Source organism: Sulfitobacter sp. TCYB15 (assembly GCF_040435955.1).
GTDB lineage: Bacteria > Pseudomonadota > Alphaproteobacteria > Rhodobacterales > Rhodobacteraceae > Sulfitobacter > Sulfitobacter pontiacus.
Genome location: NZ_CP159193.1, coordinates 2277312 through 2292648 on the forward strand (window position 1 = coordinate 2277312; position 15337 = coordinate 2292648).

14 protein-coding genes are annotated in these 15337 nt (G+C 62.8%); 5 read left to right on the forward strand and 9 right to left on the reverse strand.

Annotated features, from left to right (window positions below; genetic code table 11):
* Positions 1–17: 17 nt before the first annotated feature.
* The 6 genes from ABM428_RS10935 to ABM428_RS10960 all read right to left on the reverse strand — a co-directional run bounded on the left by ABM428_RS10935 (position 18) and on the right by ABM428_RS10960 (position 7617).
* Positions 18–683: a glutathione S-transferase family protein gene (locus ABM428_RS10935; protein WP_005854006.1), complete on the reverse strand. Its 666-nt coding sequence runs from the start codon at positions 681–683 to the stop codon at positions 18–20.
* A gap of 11 nt (positions 684–694) precedes the next feature.
* Positions 695–2629: an acetyl/propionyl/methylcrotonyl-CoA carboxylase subunit alpha gene (locus ABM428_RS10940; protein WP_353627932.1), complete on the reverse strand. Its 1935-nt coding sequence runs from the start codon at positions 2627–2629 to the stop codon at positions 695–697.
* A gap of 156 nt (positions 2630–2785) precedes the next feature.
* On the reverse strand, positions 2786–4390 hold the full coding sequence (locus ABM428_RS10945) for a carboxyl transferase domain-containing protein (RefSeq protein WP_005854009.1): 1605 nt from the start codon (positions 4388–4390) through the stop codon (positions 2786–2788).
* Between the two features lie 52 nt (positions 4391–4442).
* Entirely contained in the window at positions 4443–5966 is a 1524-nt protein-coding gene (locus tag ABM428_RS10950) for an AMP-binding protein (protein ID WP_132997278.1), read from the reverse strand.
* On the reverse strand, positions 5966–6457 hold the full coding sequence (locus ABM428_RS10955) for a lysozyme inhibitor LprI family protein (RefSeq protein ID WP_009824872.1): 492 nt from the start codon (positions 6455–6457) through the stop codon (positions 5966–5968). Before ABM428_RS10955 ends, ABM428_RS10950 begins: the two co-directional genes overlap by 1 nt.
* On the reverse strand, positions 6454–7617 hold the full coding sequence (locus ABM428_RS10960; protein ID WP_005854015.1) for an isovaleryl-CoA dehydrogenase: 1164 nt from the start codon (positions 7615–7617) through the stop codon (positions 6454–6456). The genes ABM428_RS10955 and ABM428_RS10960 overlap by 4 nt, the downstream gene beginning before the upstream one ends.
* A gap of 146 nt (positions 7618–7763) precedes the next feature.
* On the opposite strand from ABM428_RS10960, the gene ABM428_RS10965 reads away from it, so the two are divergent.
* Positions 7764–8234: a pyridoxamine 5'-phosphate oxidase family protein gene (locus ABM428_RS10965; RefSeq protein ID WP_132997279.1), complete on the forward strand. Its 471-nt coding sequence runs from the start codon at positions 7764–7766 to the stop codon at positions 8232–8234.
* Between the two features lie 139 nt (positions 8235–8373).
* Positions 8374–8775, forward strand: a complete 402-nt coding sequence (locus ABM428_RS10970) for a VOC family protein (RefSeq protein WP_132997280.1) — start codon at positions 8374–8376, stop codon at positions 8773–8775.
* On the opposite strand, the gene ABM428_RS10975 is transcribed toward ABM428_RS10970, so the two are convergent.
* Both ABM428_RS10975 and ABM428_RS10980 read right to left on the reverse strand, forming a co-directional pair.
* On the reverse strand, positions 8772–9977 hold the full coding sequence (locus ABM428_RS10975; protein ID WP_353627933.1) for an aminotransferase class I/II-fold pyridoxal phosphate-dependent enzyme: 1206 nt from the start codon (positions 9975–9977) through the stop codon (positions 8772–8774). The genes ABM428_RS10970 and ABM428_RS10975 overlap by 4 nt on opposite strands.
* 1 nt (position 9978) lies before the next feature.
* Positions 9979–10650: an HAD-IA family hydrolase gene (locus ABM428_RS10980; RefSeq protein ID WP_005854024.1), complete on the reverse strand. Its 672-nt coding sequence runs from the start codon at positions 10648–10650 to the stop codon at positions 9979–9981.
* A gap of 118 nt (positions 10651–10768) precedes the next feature.
* On the opposite strand from ABM428_RS10980, the gene glmU reads away from it, so the two are divergent.
* Genes glmU through ABM428_RS10995 form a run of 3 tightly spaced genes read left to right on the forward strand, consistent with a single transcriptional unit; the run spans position 10769 to position 14690 of the window.
* Complete coding sequence (gene glmU, locus ABM428_RS10985) at positions 10769–12121, forward strand: bifunctional UDP-N-acetylglucosamine diphosphorylase/glucosamine-1-phosphate N-acetyltransferase GlmU (protein ID WP_005854026.1); 1353 nt, start codon at positions 10769–10771, stop codon at positions 12119–12121.
* A 2-nt stretch (positions 12122–12123) separates the two neighbouring features.
* Positions 12124–13944, forward strand: coding sequence for a glutamine--fructose-6-phosphate transaminase (isomerizing) (glmS, locus tag ABM428_RS10990; RefSeq protein WP_064215561.1), 1821 nt, complete (start codon positions 12124–12126; stop codon positions 13942–13944).
* A complete protein-coding gene (locus ABM428_RS10995; protein ID WP_353627934.1) occupies positions 13941–14690 on the forward strand; it encodes a DNA alkylation repair protein in 750 nt (249 codons plus the stop codon). Before glmS ends, ABM428_RS10995 begins: the two co-directional genes overlap by 4 nt.
* A gap of 74 nt (positions 14691–14764) precedes the next feature.
* On the opposite strand, the gene ABM428_RS11000 is transcribed toward ABM428_RS10995, so the two are convergent.
* Positions 14765–15274, reverse strand: a complete 510-nt coding sequence (locus ABM428_RS11000; RefSeq protein WP_037944481.1) for a hypothetical protein — start codon at positions 15272–15274, stop codon at positions 14765–14767.
* Positions 15275–15337: the final 63 nt, after the last annotated feature.

The window sequence follows — 15337 nt, forward strand, 5'->3', positions numbered from 1 at the left end:
CCTACGTGACGGTAGCATCACTCGACCGGCCACGGGTCATAAAACGTCCGGTCAAACAACGGCACGTCTTTGGGCAGCGACAGCTGGAACGCCTCGCGGTCGGTGATGCGCGCATACCAGGCCGCCACATTGGGGTGATTGTCGAGCTTGGCGAAATGCTGCGCCATATAGACCGCCTGCCCCACGTTCACATCCGCCGCCGTGAAACCGCTCATCAACAGATAATCCTGTGACAGTATCCCGCCACCCAAACGCGCCTCGATCGCGTCGTAACACTTCATCAAACGCGCGGCTTCTAGCTTCATCACGATGGGGCTGCGCATGGAATCATCGCGAAGCGCCACATGCTGCTGGGTCAGCGCGGCACAATGCTGCGATACCGTCTCGGCAAAGTGGATCCACACCAACCACGCCATGCGATCCGGTGCCCCCGGCATCCGCCCCAAACGGTCTGGGCTGAACCTTTCGCAAAGGTATTCCGCGATGGCACCTGTCTCGAACATACGCTCCCCGTCGATCTCGAGCGAGGGCACACGCCCCGCCGGCGAAATTGCCAGATAGCCCGGATCACGCAAGGATTTGTCGAAGGCGTGGATCGACACCTCAAAGGGCACCTCCAGCTCGTGCAGCAACCAAAGGGTGCGCATGGAACGGGTCTGTTCGACGTGGTGCAGGGTAATCATGGTGCGGTCTCCTATGCCTCGGGCTCTAGCCGCACCAGTGCTACACCCGCCTCGACCTGATCACCAGCCTGCGCCAGAACCTCGGCGACAACGCCATCGCGCGCGGCAAGCAGGCTGTGCTCCATCTTCATGGCTTCCAGCACCGCAAGGCGGTCGCCCTTGGTCACCGTCTGGCCGACCTTGGCATCCACGACACGCACCAGTCCGGGCATCGGGGCCTCGATCAGATTGCCGTCGCCGTGACCACCCGCGGCACGGGCCAGCGGGTCGATGACGTCAAACACCAGCCCATAGCCGTCAAAGACCGTCACGCGCCCCTCGGCGACAGATACAGCCGCCGCCTGTTGCCCGCCTAATGACCAACGCCCGCCGATGCGCTGCGCCACCACCTCTGTCCCGTCCACGGTCCAGATCTGGTGATCCGCCAAGACGACCTGCACCTGTAGCAGATGATCCTCTCCGCCCCAGGTCAATCCGACCGCGCGGCGCAGCGGCTGCCACAGCGTAAATCCCGCGCCCCCGGCCGGATCCAGCAACGACAGTGCCGCCATCCCGGCAAGCGCCGCATGGCGCGGCTCCACCTCTGGCGCTTGTGTCAAAGCATCAATGTCACGGGCGATCAGCCCGGTATCCACATCCCCCGCGGCAAAGCCTTCATGCGCTGCCAAAGCGCCCAGAAACGCAAGGTTCGTGACCGTCCCCGCCACCTCGCAGCCGGTCAGCGCGGCGCGCAGGCGCGACAGGGCAATCTCGCGCGTGTCGCCATGCACGATCACCTTGGCAATCATCGGATCATAGAAAGGGCTGATCGTATCGCCGGCGCGCACACCGCTGTCGGCACGGCAGGCGGGCGTGAACTGCAAATGCGTCAAGGTGCCCGTGGCGGGCAGGAAACCCTTTGGCACATCCTCCGCATAAAGCCGCGCCTCAAACGCATGTCCGTGGATCGACAATTCGTCCTGGCGCAGGGGCAGCCCCTCGCCCGCCGCCACGCGCAACTGCCAGGCCACCAGATCAACGCCGGTAATCGCCTCGGTCACGGGATGTTCCACCTGCAAACGGGTGTTCATTTCCATGAAAAAGAAGCCGTCCGTCTGCAACCCGCCAGAGCCGTCGACGATGAATTCAATCGTGCCCGCCCCGGCATAGCCAATCGCCTCGGCTGCTGTGACCGCCGCCTGCCCCATCGCTTCGCGCATTTCGGGCGTCATGCCGGGGGCCGGAGCCTCCTCGATCACCTTCTGGTGGCGCCGCTGAAGCGAGCAATCGCGTTCAAACAGATGCACGGCCTTTTTGCCGTCGCCAAAGACCTGCACTTCGATATGGCGCGGTTTGGTGACGAATTTCTCGACCAGCACATCGGCGTTGCCAAAGGCTGTCTTGGCCTCGGAGCGCGCACTCTCCAGCGCGGCCTGAAAACCGTCCGCCGCCTCCACCAGCCGCATGCCCTTGCCACCCCCACCGGCGACGGCCTTGATCAACACCGGATAGCCGATCTTACCCGCCTCTGCCGCCAGCAGCGCGTCATCCTGATCGGCCCCGTGATACCCCGGCACAACCGGCACGCCCGCCTCGACCATCAATGCCTTGGCGGCATCTTTAAGCCCCATCGCGCGAATGGCCTTGGCCGACGGGCCGATAAAGACCAGCCCCGCCGCCTCTACCGCATCCACGAAATCGGGGTTCTCGGACAAAAAGCCATAGCCCGGATGGATCGCCTGCGCGCCCGTATCCAGTGCCGCCTGAATGATCACCTCGCCGCGCAGATAGCTATCGGCAGGGGCCGAGCCGCCGATATGCACCGCGGTATCCGCCATCGCTACATGTTTCGCCGCGCGGTCCGCGTCGGAATAGACCGCCACACAGCGCACCCCCATGGCCTGCGCTGTCTCCATCACGCGGCAAGCAATCTCGCCCCGGTTCGCAATCAGGATCGTATCAAACATCACGCAGTTCCCTCACATCCATCTTATCTTCATTTTGCCCCTTAAACTCCGGGGGTCCCCGGGGGCTGGCCCCCGGCCTTATAAAAGTCTTGGGCTGGCCCCCGGCCTTATAAAAGTCTTGGGCTGGCCCCCGGCCGCATAAAGACCCGCCGCAGCCTACATCCGGAACACACCAAACTTCGTATCCTCGATCGGTGCGTTCAAACTGGCGCGTAGCGACAGCGACAGCACCTCGCGGCTGTGGCGCGGGTCGATCACGCCGTCATCCCAAAGCCGTGCGGTCGCATAAAGCGGATGCGACTGTTCCTCGAACATATCAATTGTGGGCTGCTTGAAGGCAGTCTCTTCTTCCTCGGTCCAGCTGTCGCCCGCGCGTTCAATTGCATCCCGTTTGACGGTCGCCAGAACGCCCGCCGCCTGTGCGCCGCCCATGACCGAAATGCGCGAGTTCGGCCATGTCCACATGAAGCGCGGGGAATAAGCGCGTCCCGCCATACCATAGTTACCGGCCCCGAACGACCCGCCCACCAGCATGGTGATCTTGGGCACATTGGTCGAGGCCACGGCCGTCACCATCTTGGCCCCGTGCCGCGCGATGCCTTCGTTCTCGTATTTTCGGCCGACCATGAAACCGGTGATGTTTTGCAAGAAGACCAGCGGGATCTTGCGCTGCGAGCAGAGTTCTACGAAATGCGCGCCTTTCTGGGCGGATTCCGAGAACAAGACGCCATTGTTGGCGATGATACCGACGGGGCAGCCTTTCACATGGGCGAAACCACAGACCAGCGTCTCGCCAAAGCGCGCCTTGAATTCGTCGAAGCGGCTGCCATCGACCAGCCGCATGATGACTTCGCGGATGTCATAGGGCGTGCGCAGATCGGCGGGGACAACGCCCAGCATCTCGGCCGGATCATAGGCAGGGTCTTCGGCGGGTTGCCATTGCACATTCATCGGGGCCGCGCGGTTCAGACCGGCCACGGCACGCCGGGCGAGCGCCAGCGCGTGGGCGTCATCCTCGGCCAGATAATCCGCCACACCTGACAGACGGGTATGCACATCGCCACCGCCCAGATCCTCGGCGCTGACCACCTCGCCCGTGGCGGCCTTGACCAGCGGCGGACCGGCCAAAAAGATTGTGCCCTGCTCTTTTACGATGATCGACACATCCGACATCGCGGGCACATAGGCCCCGCCCGCGGTGCACGATCCCATGACCACCGCGATCTGGGGGATGCCCTTGCCGCTCATCCGCGCCTGATTATAGAAAATCCGGCCAAAGTGGTCACGGTCGGGAAAGACCTCGTCCTGATTGGGCAGGTTCGCGCCGCCGCTATCGACCAGATAGATGCAGGGCAGATGGTTTTCCTCGGCGATCTCTTGGGCACGCAGGTGTTTTTTGACGCTCATCGGGAAATAGGTGCCGCCCTTCACCGTCGCATCATTGCACACGATCATGCAGTCGATGCCCTGCACCTTGCCGACACCCGCGATCACACCCGCCGCGGGGGCCGCCCCGCCATAAAGCCCATGCGCCGCCAGCGCACCAACCTCAAGGAACGGCGATCCGGGGTCGAGCAGATTGGCCACCCGTTCGCGGGGCAACATCTTGCCGCGGCTCACGTGGCGCGCGCGAGATTTCTCGCCGCCGCCCAGTTCCGCCGCATCCGCCGCCTCGCGGATCGTTTGCAGCGCGGCCAGATGCGCGGCCTCATTCGCCTTGAAGCTTTCGGACGAGGGCAAGGCTTGCGAAATCAGCTTCATGTCGGTCTCCTTGATCGGATGGAATGGGGGGACGTCACAGGGGGGTATTGCATTACGCAGCCCCTTCGGCAGCGGCGCGGGCTTTCAGCGCGCGGCGGATCACCTTGCCTGTGACGGTCATCGGCAAGGCATCCAGAAAGGCCACCTCGCGCGGGTAGGAATAGCTGGCAAGGCGGGTTTTCACCCAGTCTTGCAGGGTCTGCTCATCGACAGTCGCACCGGATTTGCGCACGACATAGGCTTTGACGATCTCTGTCCGCAGCGGGTCGGGCTTGCCCACCACACCGCAGGTTGCGACTTCTGGATGGGTCAGCAGGCAATCCTCGATCTCTGCCGGACCGATGCGATAGCCGCTTGAGGTGATCACATCATCCTCGCGCCCGATAAAGCGCAGGTATTCCCCGTCGAACACGCCGCGATCACCGGTCAGCATCCAGTCACCCCGGAATTTTTGTGCTGTCTCGTCGGGGCGCTGCCAATAGCCCAGCATCATCGCGGCTGATCCCTTGCGGATGGCGACATCGCCTTCGTCTGCCGTCGGCGCACCGTCATCATCCAAAACGTCGACGTCATGGCCCGGCACAGGTTTACCGATGCAACCGGGGCGCGGCGGGAACCGGCTGCCGGCGCTGGTGGCGACCATATTGCATTCGGTCTGCCCGTAGAATTCGTTGATACTCAGGCCAAAGGCGTGTTGCCCCCATGCCAGCATCTCGGCCCCCAAAGGCTCCCCCCCCGATGCGACAGAGCGTAGCCCCGCGACCGTGGCTCCCTCGGCCTTGAGCATCCGCAGCGCGGTCGGCGGGAAGAACACGTTGCGCACATCGCCCTCGCGGATGATGCGCGCACAGGCGTCGGACGAGAATTTCGCCAAGCGTGCCGCGACAGCAGGCACACCAAGCGCCAGCGCGGGCATTGCCACATCGAACAGCCCGCCGATCCACGCCCAATCCGCAGGCGTCCAAAGGCAATCGCCGTCCTGCCCCAGCACATCATGGCTAAGCGAGACGCCGGGCAGATGGCCCGTCAGCACCCGATGGCCATGCAGCGCACCCTTAGGCGACCCCGTCGTGCCCGAGGTATAGATCAGCACCGCCGGATCGTCAGGGCCGGTGTCGGCAAAGGCGACAGGATCGCCCGCCACGCCGACGCTATCTGCCATCAAGGGCGTCGCCAGCCCCCCCAGCAGATCGCGCCCTTCGGGATCGGTCAGCACCAGCGTCACGCCCGCATCACGCACCCGCGACGCGAGGGCATCATACTTGAAGAGTTTGAACAAAGGCACTGAAATCGCGCCGATTTTCCAGATCGCCAGATGGGCCGCAGCACACCACGGGCTTTGCCCCAGCAGCACGCCCACACGGTCACCTGCCTGCACCCGCTGCGCCAAGGCGCGGGCCAGTCCGTCGACCATATCGGACAGGGTGCCAAAGCTGACATCGCGCCGTGCATCGCCCGTCAGATCAATGATCGCGCGCCGCGCGGGGTCATGGGACAGACATTGCGCCGCCATGTTCAGCCGCGCCGGAATCTCCCACGCGCCCGTTGCGTCCAGACCTGGCAAGACGTCAGCCATCAGCCTTCCCACACGTCCAGCGACAAAGCCTGACGCGCGGTCTGTTGCATCAGACAGTTAATCGCCGCAGGTCCGCGCCCGGTGCCCCCCTGCCAAAGCGAGGCTTCGTAGGTGCACGCCTTGTCGCGGAACACGATCCACGCCCGCTGCATCTCGCGCAGGGCATCCGCCACGCCGGGGCTTCCCTCGGGCCCCGGGATCGCATCGGCATCCATCCGTTTGGCCTGCACCATCACCGCGGCGTAATTATCGTTCAACCGCTGGTCCCAGAATTGCAGCTCACGGTCCAGACACCCGCCCATACCATAGGTGCTGCTCCCGCCCGGAGAATCCTCCATGCATTGGTTGGCAGAGACACCGACGCAGGCCATCTCGGCTGCAAAACCATCTGCGTCGGCGAGGCAAATCTCTGTGCCGCGATCGGTATATTGCAGATCCTGCGCGGCAAGCGGTGAGGCGCAGAGCATCAAGGCAAGGGCCAGAGGTTTCACGCCATCGCTCCCATCATCTCGCGGCCCACCAGCATCCGGCGGATTTCAGAGGTGCCTGCCCCGATCTCCATCAGCTTGGCATCGCGGAAGATGCGCCCCACGGGGTTGTCAGACAAATAGCCCGCCCCGCCCATGGCCTGCACCGCCTGATGCGCCTGTTTCATCGCCTCTTCGCTGGCATAAAGACAGCAGGCCGCGGCATCCGCACGGGTGACATCACCGCGATCACAGGCCTTGGCGACCTCGTAGACATAGGCGCGGGCCGAATTCATCGCGGTGTACATATCCGCCATCTTGCCCTGCATCAGCTGGAAGTTCCCGATGGGCTGCCCGAATTGTTTACGCTCGACCATATAGGGCATGATCTCGTCCAGACAGGCGGCCATGATCCCCAGACCAATCCCCGCCAGCACCACGCGTTCGTAATCAAGCCCCGACATCAGCACCGCCACGCCGCGCCCCTCTTCCCCCAGAACGTTTTCAAACGGGACTTCGACATCGTCAAAGATCAGCTCTGCCGTGTTGGACCCGCGCATGCCAAGCTTGTCGAAATGCGGGCTGGTGGTGAAGCCTTTCATGGATTTCTCGATCAGGAAGGCGGTGATGCCCTTCGATCCGGCATCGGGGTCGGTCTTGGCATAGACCACCAGCGTGTCGGCGTCAGGGCCGTTGGTGATCCAGTATTTATTGCCCGACAGGCGGTAGTGATCGTTGCGCTTTTCGGCGCGCAGTTTCATCGACACCACGTCGCTGCCCGCAGACGGTTCGGACATCGCCAGCGCGCCCACATGTTGACCCGAGCACAGGCCCGGCAGGAATTTCGCCTTCTGCTCGGGGCTGCCGTTGAGACGGATCTGGTTGACGCAGAGGTTCGAATGCGCCCCGTAGGACAGCGAGACCGAGGCGGAAGCGCGTGCGATTTCTTCAACAGCGACGGTGTGTGCGACATAGCCCATGCCCGAGCCGCCAAATTCTTCCTCGACCGTCATGCCCAGCAGACCAAGGCTGCCCATCTCTTCCCAGAGCGCGGGCGGGAATTCGTTCTTGGTGTCGATCTCGGCGGCCATCGGTTTGACCCGTTCCTGCGCCCAACGGTGCACCATATCGCGCATCTCGTTCACGTCGTCGCCCAGATCGAATTTCATGGTGGTGTTGAACATAGACCCCTCCCCCGAGTTTATTGAACAGTTGTTCATTACACTACACTTCTCGCGGATTCGGTCAAGCAAATGTCGCAGGCTGCGCGGAACTGCACCCGCGCCGCCGATGTTACCCCCGTGACACAGGATAGAAAGGACGCCCCGATATGAGCACGTCATTGAAGAAAGAATTCTGGGACCGCGTAGACGACACCCGCATCGGGATGCTGGCCACCGATACCGCCCGCGCCATCCCCATGAGCCACTATGCCGATCACGACGCCAATTGCCTTTGGTTCATCACCGCACGGGACACCGATCTGGCGAAATCCGCCCAGACCGGTGCTGCGGCAGAATATCTGATGACCAGCAAGGACGAACACCTATACGCCCGGATCGACGGTACCGTTCAGGCTGTGACCGACCCTGCCAAACTGGACGAGCTGTGGAACGCCTTTGCCGCCGCCTGGTTCAAGGACGGGCGCAAGGATGACGACGTGCAACTTGTGCGCATGGACCTCAAACAGGCGGAGGTCTGGCTGACCGGCGGCAGCCTGTCCTTCCTGTACGAGATCGCCAAAGCCAATGTGACCAAACAGGTTCCGGATGCGGGCGAACATGGGACCATTCGCTTCTGAACGGCGGACACGCCACTATTCACATGAAGGGCGGGCCGTTGTGTCTGCCCTTTTCGCGATGCCATGCTAGGGTGCTTCCGAACACCCGCGGGCTTTGCACCAGACCCGGCCCGATACAGCCACGAACGGATGAACTGATATGAAAATCTATGTGACAAGCATCTTCGTTGACGACCAAGACAAGGCCCAGAAGTTCTACTGCGACAAGCTGGGATTTGAGGTGAAGAACGATATCCCCCTCGGGACGCACCGCTGGCTCACTGTGGTATCGCCCGAACAGCCCGACGGGACAGAGCTTTTGCTAGAGCCCAGCGATCACCGCGCCGTCGGCCCCTACAAACAGGCGCTGGTGGAAGACGGGATCGCAGCCCATTCCTTTCAGGTTGAGGATCTGGATGCCGAAGTCAAACGGCTGACCGACAGCGGTGTCGTCTTCACCCAAGACCCTATTGATGCCGGTCCCGTCCGCATGGCGGTACTGGATGACACCTGCGGGAACCTCATCCAGTTGATCCAGATGGCGACCCCCGGCGCGGCCTAGCCCTGCTGGAACACCGCCGAGACTTCCGCGCGAATGATCCGTGCGATCAGCGCGCAGTCGTCCAACGAGAATGTCAGCGGGACGCGCATGTCGATGATACTGGCGAGCACCGCATCGCTGGCGGGTAGCGCAGAGGGTTCGGCATAGCGCCATGAATCGTAGCGGCTGGTAAAGCCCACAGGCTCCGCCCCGCCGAACCACTTCAGTTCCACCCCGCGGGCGGCGCAGCGGGTCAGCACTGATACGATGGCCTCGGGGGCCCAACCAGACAGCAGGAACTGGAACGACGATCCGACAAAACGCTCCACCGCGGGGCGGTTGATGAGGGTCAGGCCGGGCGTGTCGCGCAAGCCGTCCTGAACCACATGATACCGCGCATTCCACCCGTCGATCTGTGCCTCAAGCCGCTTGAGCTGCGGCCGCAGGATCGCCGCGCGCAGGTTATCCATCCGGCCAGAGATATTCGGCGTGTCGTATTTCACCGTCTCGAAGGCTTCGGGCGGCGGCCCCGCCAAATGCCGGTCATAAAGCATATAGGACCCTGAGAGCATGATCGCCCGCGCCGCGAGTGCGGCATCATCGGTGACCAGCAATCCGCCCTCGCCCGCGTTGACGTGTTTATAGGTCTGGCAGGAATAGCACCCCACCGCCCCATGCCGCCCCGAGGGCAGGCCGTTCCAGCTTGCCCCCATGGTATGGGCGCAATCCTCTACCACGGTGACACCGGCGGCATCACACAGCGCCATCAACCGGTCCATATCGCAGATATGCCCGCGCATATGGCTTAGCAGCAGCACCCGCGCCTGACCCAGCTTGGCGGCCAAATCGTCCAGATCGATCACCAGCCCTTGGGTGACATCGACAAAGACTGGCATGGCCCCGACAGCGGCAATCGCGCCCGGCACGGGGGCCAGCGTGAAAGCATTAGACAGCACCCGATCCCCCGGCTTGACGCCAACGGCCCGCAAGGCGGTCGCGATGGCATAGCCGCCCGAGGCCACGGCAAGGCAGTAGTGCGCGCCCACCATCGCGGCGAACTCCTGCTCTAGCAGCGCGGCCTCGGCGGTTTCGCCGGGCGCGGTGTTATAGCGGTGCAACCGCCCGTGGCGCATCACGGCGACGGCGGCGTCGATGGCGTCCTCGGGGATCGGTTCTTGCTGGGTGAAGCTGCCGGAGAACACCTCTGCCGTGTCAGATACCATGTCAGACGGCACCGATCAGACGGGTGACGATGTCGGGCAGGTCGTCATAGTGGTCCAACAGGGCTTCGGGGCCAAGTGCCGCCATATCATCGCCCGAGGGACCAAAGGAGACCAACACGCAAGGCACCCCCGCCGCGCGCGCCGTCTCGCGGTCGGTATTGGTATCGCCCACAAGCAAGCACAGCGCGGGGTCGCCCCCGGCACGCCGCGCGGTTTCGAACAGATGCTCCGGATCGGGCTTGCGGATCGCCAGCGTATCGGCCCCCACCATCGCGCCGAAGGCATCGCGCACGCCAAGCTTGGTCAGCAGCGTATGGGCCAGCCCCTCGGGTTTGTTGGTGCATATCGCCACGCGGTAGCCCGCGGCTTTCAATGCCTCCACCGCCTCCATCGCGCCGGGATACAGCACGGTATGGGTGTCGATCTCGCGGCCATAGGCTTCGAGCAGCATGGGATAGTAGCGGTCGATCGTCTCGGCGTCGTCGGCGCGCCCCAAACGTTCCATGCCCAACCGCAACATCGCGCGGCCGCCTTTCAGCGCCGTGCCTGCATCGGTCTTGGCATCCAGCACATCGCCCTCGCCCATGTCGCGGAAACAGGCATTGGCCGCGGCGATCAGGTCTCCGCTGGTGTCCGCGAGCGTCCCGTCGAGGTCGAATACGACTGTTTTCATCGGCATTCCTTTGCTGAATGTGTTGCAGGCGGAAATCTTCTTTGATGACCCCTAGCCTTGCGCAAAATCGCCAACAAGGTAAAGAGAGCAGACATTAAATTGATTAAAGAGATTATACATGGAAGTTGCACTGATCCTTTTGGCCGCAGGCAAAGGTACCCGTATGCAATCGGATCTGCCCAAGGTTCTGCATGCGGTCGCCCACGCACCACTGTTAGAGCACGCCATGGCATCAGGTGCCGCACTGTCGCCTGCCCGCACGGTCGTTGTTGCTGGCCACGGGGCAGATCAGGTCCGCGCCGCTGCGCAGGCATTTGACGACGAAGCACAGGTCGTCGTGCAAGAGGAACAACTGGGCACCGCCCACGCCGTTGGTCAGGCGCGCGAGGCGCTGGCAGGCTTCGACGGCACGGCTATCGTGCTTTATGGCGATACGCCTTTCGTGCAGACCGAAACGCTTGAAAACATGTGCGCAGCGCTTGAGACGAATGATGTCGTCGTGCTGGGCTTTGACGCCGCTGATCCTGCCCGTTATGGCCGGTTGGTGATGCAGGGCGACAGCCTTGACCGCATCGTTGAATACAAAGATGCCACGGATGAAGAGCGTGCGATAACCCTTTGTAATAGCGGTGTTGTTGCGTGCAAATCCGATCTGCTGTTTGACCTGATTGATGCGGTCGGCAACGACAACGCATCGGAAGAATACTACCTCACCGATATCATCGGCATTGCACGGGAACGCGGGCTGAAAGCCACTGCCGTCACCTGTGACGAGGCCGAGACGATGGGCGTGAACTCCCGCGCGGATCTGGCCGCTGCCGACGCCGCGTTCCAGTCGCGGGCCCGTGCAGCCATGCTCGAGGACGGTATCACGCTGATGGCCCCCGAAACGGTCTATTTCGCCCGCGACACCTATATCGGCCGCGACACGGTGATCGAACCCAATGTGGTCTTTGGCCCCGGCGTGACGATTGAATCCGGTGCCACCATCCGCGCGTTCAGCCACCTTGAAGGCTGCCACGTCGCACGCGGCGGGGTCATTGGCCCCTACGCCCGCCTGCGCCCCGGTGCAGAGCTGTCCGAGGATGTGCGCATCGGCAATTTTGTCGAGGTAAAGAACGCGCAGATCGCCGAAGGGGCCAAGGTGAACCACCTGAGCTATATCGGAGACGCGACCATCGGCGCCAAAGCCAATATCGGCGCGGGCACGATCACCTGCAACTATGACGGCGTGATGAAGCACCACACCCATATCGGGGCCAATGCCTTTATCGGGTCGAACACCATGCTGGTGGCCCCCGTGCATATCGGCGACGGGGCCATGACGGGATCGGGGTCGGTCATCACCTCGGATGTGGAGGCTGACGCATTGGCGCTGGCGCGTGCGCATCAAGTCGAGAAACCGGGCATGGCGCGGAAATTGTTGGAAATGTTAAAGGCCAAGAAGGCCAAACAGCAGAGAGGCAGCTAATCATGTGTGGTATTGTCGGTATCCTTGGCCAACACGAAGTTGCGCCTACCCTTGTCGAAGCCCTGAAACGTCTGGAATATCGCGGCTATGACAGCGCCGGTATCGCGACGATTGACGCGGGCAAGCTGGACCGCCGCCGCGCGGTCGGCAAACTGGTGAACCTGTCGGATCTGCTGGTGCACGAACCGCTCGCCGGGAAGTCGGGCATCGGGCACACCCGTTGGGCGACCCATGGCGCGCCATCGGTCACCAATGCGCACCCGCATCAGGCGGGGCCCGTGGCTGTTGTGCATAATGGCATCATCGAAAACTTCCGCGAGCTGCGGGCTGAACTGGCCAAGGACGGCGTTGAATTCGTGACCGAGACGGACACGGAAACGGTCGTGTTGCTCACCCAGAAATATATGGCCGAAGGGTTGGGCCCTGTAGACGCCGCGACCAAGACCATTGCGCGGCTGCATGGGGCTTTCGCGCTGGCGTTCCTGTTTGACGGTGAAGACGATCTGATGATCGGCGCGCGCAAGGGGGCTCCGCTAGCCGTCGGCTATGGCGACAACGAGATGTATCTGGGCAGCGACGCGATTGCGCTTTCGCCCATGACGGACCGTGTTACCTATCTCGAGGAAGGCGACCGCGCCGTGCTGACCCGCACGTCGGTCAAGATTTACGACGCCAATGATGCCCCTGTTGACCGAGTGGTCAAGAAGATCAGCCTGGATACCACCCGCATCGACAAGGCCGGCCACAAGCACTTTATGGCGAAAGAGATCGCAGAGCAGCCCGCTGTCATTGGCGAGGCCCTGTCGCGCTATCTCACCGCGGACGGAGAGATCATGCTGCCCGATCCGGGGCTCGATTTCACCAAGATCGACCGTATCACCATGGTCGCCTGCGGCACGGCCTTCTACGCCTGCCTGACCGCGAAATACTGGTTCGAACAGATCGCCCGCATGCCGGTCGAGGTCGATGTCGCGTCGGAATTCCGCTACCGTGAACCGCCCATCTCGGACCGGACCATGGCGCTGTTTGTCAGCCAGTCGGGCGAAACCGCCGACACGCTGGCCGCGCTGCGCTATTGCGCGGGCAAGGCCGATCTCATCACTTCGGTGGTCAATGTGACTGAATCCTCCATCGCGCGGGAAAGCAATCTGGCGTTGCCGATCCACGCCGGTGTCGAGGTGGGCGTCGCCTCTACCAAAGCCTTCACCTGCCAGTTGACCGTCTTGTTCCTGATGGTGCTGAAAGCCGCCGTCGACCGCGGCGCGATCACCAAGGAAGAGCTGGCCGATTATGTCTCTGGTCTGCGGTCCATGCCGTCGCTGATCAACACCGCGCTCGAACAGAACGCCGCCCTGCGGGACGAAGCCTACAAGCTTTCCTCGGCCCGTGACGTGTTGTTCCTGGGGCGTGGCGCGATGTTCCCGCTTGCCCTTGAAGGCGCGCTAAAACTGAAAGAAATCAGCTATATACACGCCGAAGCTTATGCGTCAGGAGAACTTAAACACGGCCCGATCGCGCTGATCGACGAAAACGTGCCTGTGGTGGTCATGGCCCCCAACGACACGCTCTTCGACAAGACCGTCAGCAACATGCAAGAGGTCATGGCGCGCAAGGGCAAGGTTATCCTGATCTCGGATCGTGCGGGGCTGGATGAAGCCGCCGAAGGCACGTGGGGGCAGATCGAGATGCCACCCGTTGCCGATGCGCTCGCCCCCATCCTCTATGCGATCCCGGCGCAGTTGCTGGCCTATCACACCGCGATTGCCAAAGGCACCGATGTCGACCAACCGCGCAACCTGGCTAAATCGGTGACTGTGGAATGAACCTTGCCCCGTATATGGCGCAGCTGAACGAACTGGCTGATCCCGCCGCTGTCGAGAAGATGCAGGCCTATCACAAGGTGGATCGCCCCTATCTGGGCGTTGCCAATCCGCAGATCAACGATCTGACCAAAGGGTGGCGGGCCGAGCTGTCGCTGACCGACCGGATCGCGCTGGCCGATGCCCTGTGGCAGACGGATATCTTCGAGGCGCGGGTGGCGGCGGCCAAACTGTTGACCCAGGCCCGCCTGCGCCCGGATGACGAACCCGCGTGGCAGTTGATCCAAAGCTGGGTACCGGACTTCGACAGCTGGGCCATCGCGGATCATGCCTGCATGGCGGCGCAAAAACGGTTGATGGCAGACCCTCAACGTCTGGATGTGGTCGAGACCTGGACCCAATCGGGCGAACTCTGGTCGAAGCGGGCGGCGCTTGTCGCGACCCTGCCCTGGACCAAGCAGAACAACCCCAAGCCCGAAGAGCTGGACGCGCGCGAGCGTATCCTTGGTTGGGCAGCGGGGTATCTGCCGGTCAAGAACGGCATCCTGCAAAAGGCCATCGCGTGGTGGGTCCGCGACCTCAGCCGTCATGACCCTGTGCGCGCCGCCGCCTTTATCGAGGACAACCGCGCCACCCTCAAACCCTATGCGATCAAGGAAGCCGCGCGCCATATGCCGGACTTCCCGCTGGACGCCCCAGTGGCAGCGGACGTGACGGCGGAAGACGAAGCCCCCGCATCAGACAGCTGATCCCTACCGAAAACGGGCGTCCAAGGTTCCCCCCTCGGACGCCCGTTTTGTATCTTACACCATTACCGCGCGGCTTAACCGTTGGTGGACACTTCAACCTTGGTCAGATCCGTCAGCGACGCGCCAATCAGACGCAGCGCCGACAACGACATGCGGCTCCCGCCCGAGGCAGGCCCATCCAGCGGGATCAGTTCTACCGTAGAGGATTTGCCCGTCGCGGGGTTCGTCACGCGGCCCTGCATTTCCGATTTCACCAGCGGTGTTTTCATCCACAGCCCCGGCTCCGTCGCGCTGCCAAGCGAGGCGACGGTGGTGCCCAACGATTTTGCCCCTGCCGCAGCAGGTTTTGACGCCTCGGCGCGTTGTTCGGCCGTGGTGGTGTCAAGCGCATCGGCTGTGCGTGCCCCAGCAGGCGGACGGGCAGCCGCGGTGGCGGAGGACAGGGACGCCTCTGCACGCGCCTCGGCCTCGGCCGTGGGGGGGGCTGCGTCCGCCCCGCGTTTGCCCAAACCCAAACGATCCGTTACGCCCGCACATCCGGCCAGAGCAACGACAGCGACACCTAGAATAATATAATGTTTCATGGGTTAAATCTAACGCTCCCCCCCTGCCGCTTCAATCTCCTAAATGCTACTTGCCCCGGGATG

What these genes read in the sequence shown, in the direction of transcription:
- ABM428_RS10935 (WP_005854006.1), bottom strand. Translation starts at nt 683, where the DNA reads ATGATTACCCTGCACCACGTCGAACAGACCCGTTCCATGCGCACCCTT.
- ABM428_RS10940 (WP_353627932.1), bottom strand. Translation starts at nt 2,629, where the DNA reads ATGTTTGATACGATCCTGATTGCGAACCGGGGCGAGATTGCTTGCCGC.
- ABM428_RS10945 (WP_005854009.1), bottom strand. Translation starts at nt 4,390, where the DNA reads ATGAAGCTGATTTCGCAAGCCTTGCCCTCGTCCGAAAGCTTCAAGGCG.
- ABM428_RS10950 (WP_132997278.1), bottom strand. Translation starts at nt 5,966, where the DNA reads ATGGCTGACGTCTTGCCAGGTCTGGACGCAACGGGCGCGTGGGAGATT.
- ABM428_RS10960 (WP_005854015.1), bottom strand. Translation starts at nt 7,617, where the DNA reads ATGTTCAACACCACCATGAAATTCGATCTGGGCGACGACGTGAACGAG.
- ABM428_RS10965 (WP_132997279.1), top strand. Translation starts at nt 7,764, where the DNA reads ATGAGCACGTCATTGAAGAAAGAATTCTGGGACCGCGTAGACGACACC.
- ABM428_RS10970 (WP_132997280.1), top strand. Translation starts at nt 8,374, where the DNA reads ATGAAAATCTATGTGACAAGCATCTTCGTTGACGACCAAGACAAGGCC.
- ABM428_RS10975 (WP_353627933.1), bottom strand. Translation starts at nt 9,977, where the DNA reads ATGGTATCTGACACGGCAGAGGTGTTCTCCGGCAGCTTCACCCAGCAA.
- ABM428_RS10980 (WP_005854024.1), bottom strand. Translation starts at nt 10,650, where the DNA reads ATGAAAACAGTCGTATTCGACCTCGACGGGACGCTCGCGGACACCAGC.
- glmU (WP_005854026.1), top strand. Translation starts at nt 10,769, where the DNA reads ATGGAAGTTGCACTGATCCTTTTGGCCGCAGGCAAAGGTACCCGTATG.
- glmS (WP_064215561.1), top strand. Translation starts at nt 12,124, where the DNA reads ATGTGTGGTATTGTCGGTATCCTTGGCCAACACGAAGTTGCGCCTACC.
- ABM428_RS10995 (WP_353627934.1), top strand. Translation starts at nt 13,941, where the DNA reads ATGAACCTTGCCCCGTATATGGCGCAGCTGAACGAACTGGCTGATCCC.
- ABM428_RS11000 (WP_037944481.1), bottom strand. Translation starts at nt 15,274, where the DNA reads ATGAAACATTATATTATTCTAGGTGTCGCTGTCGTTGCTCTGGCCGGA.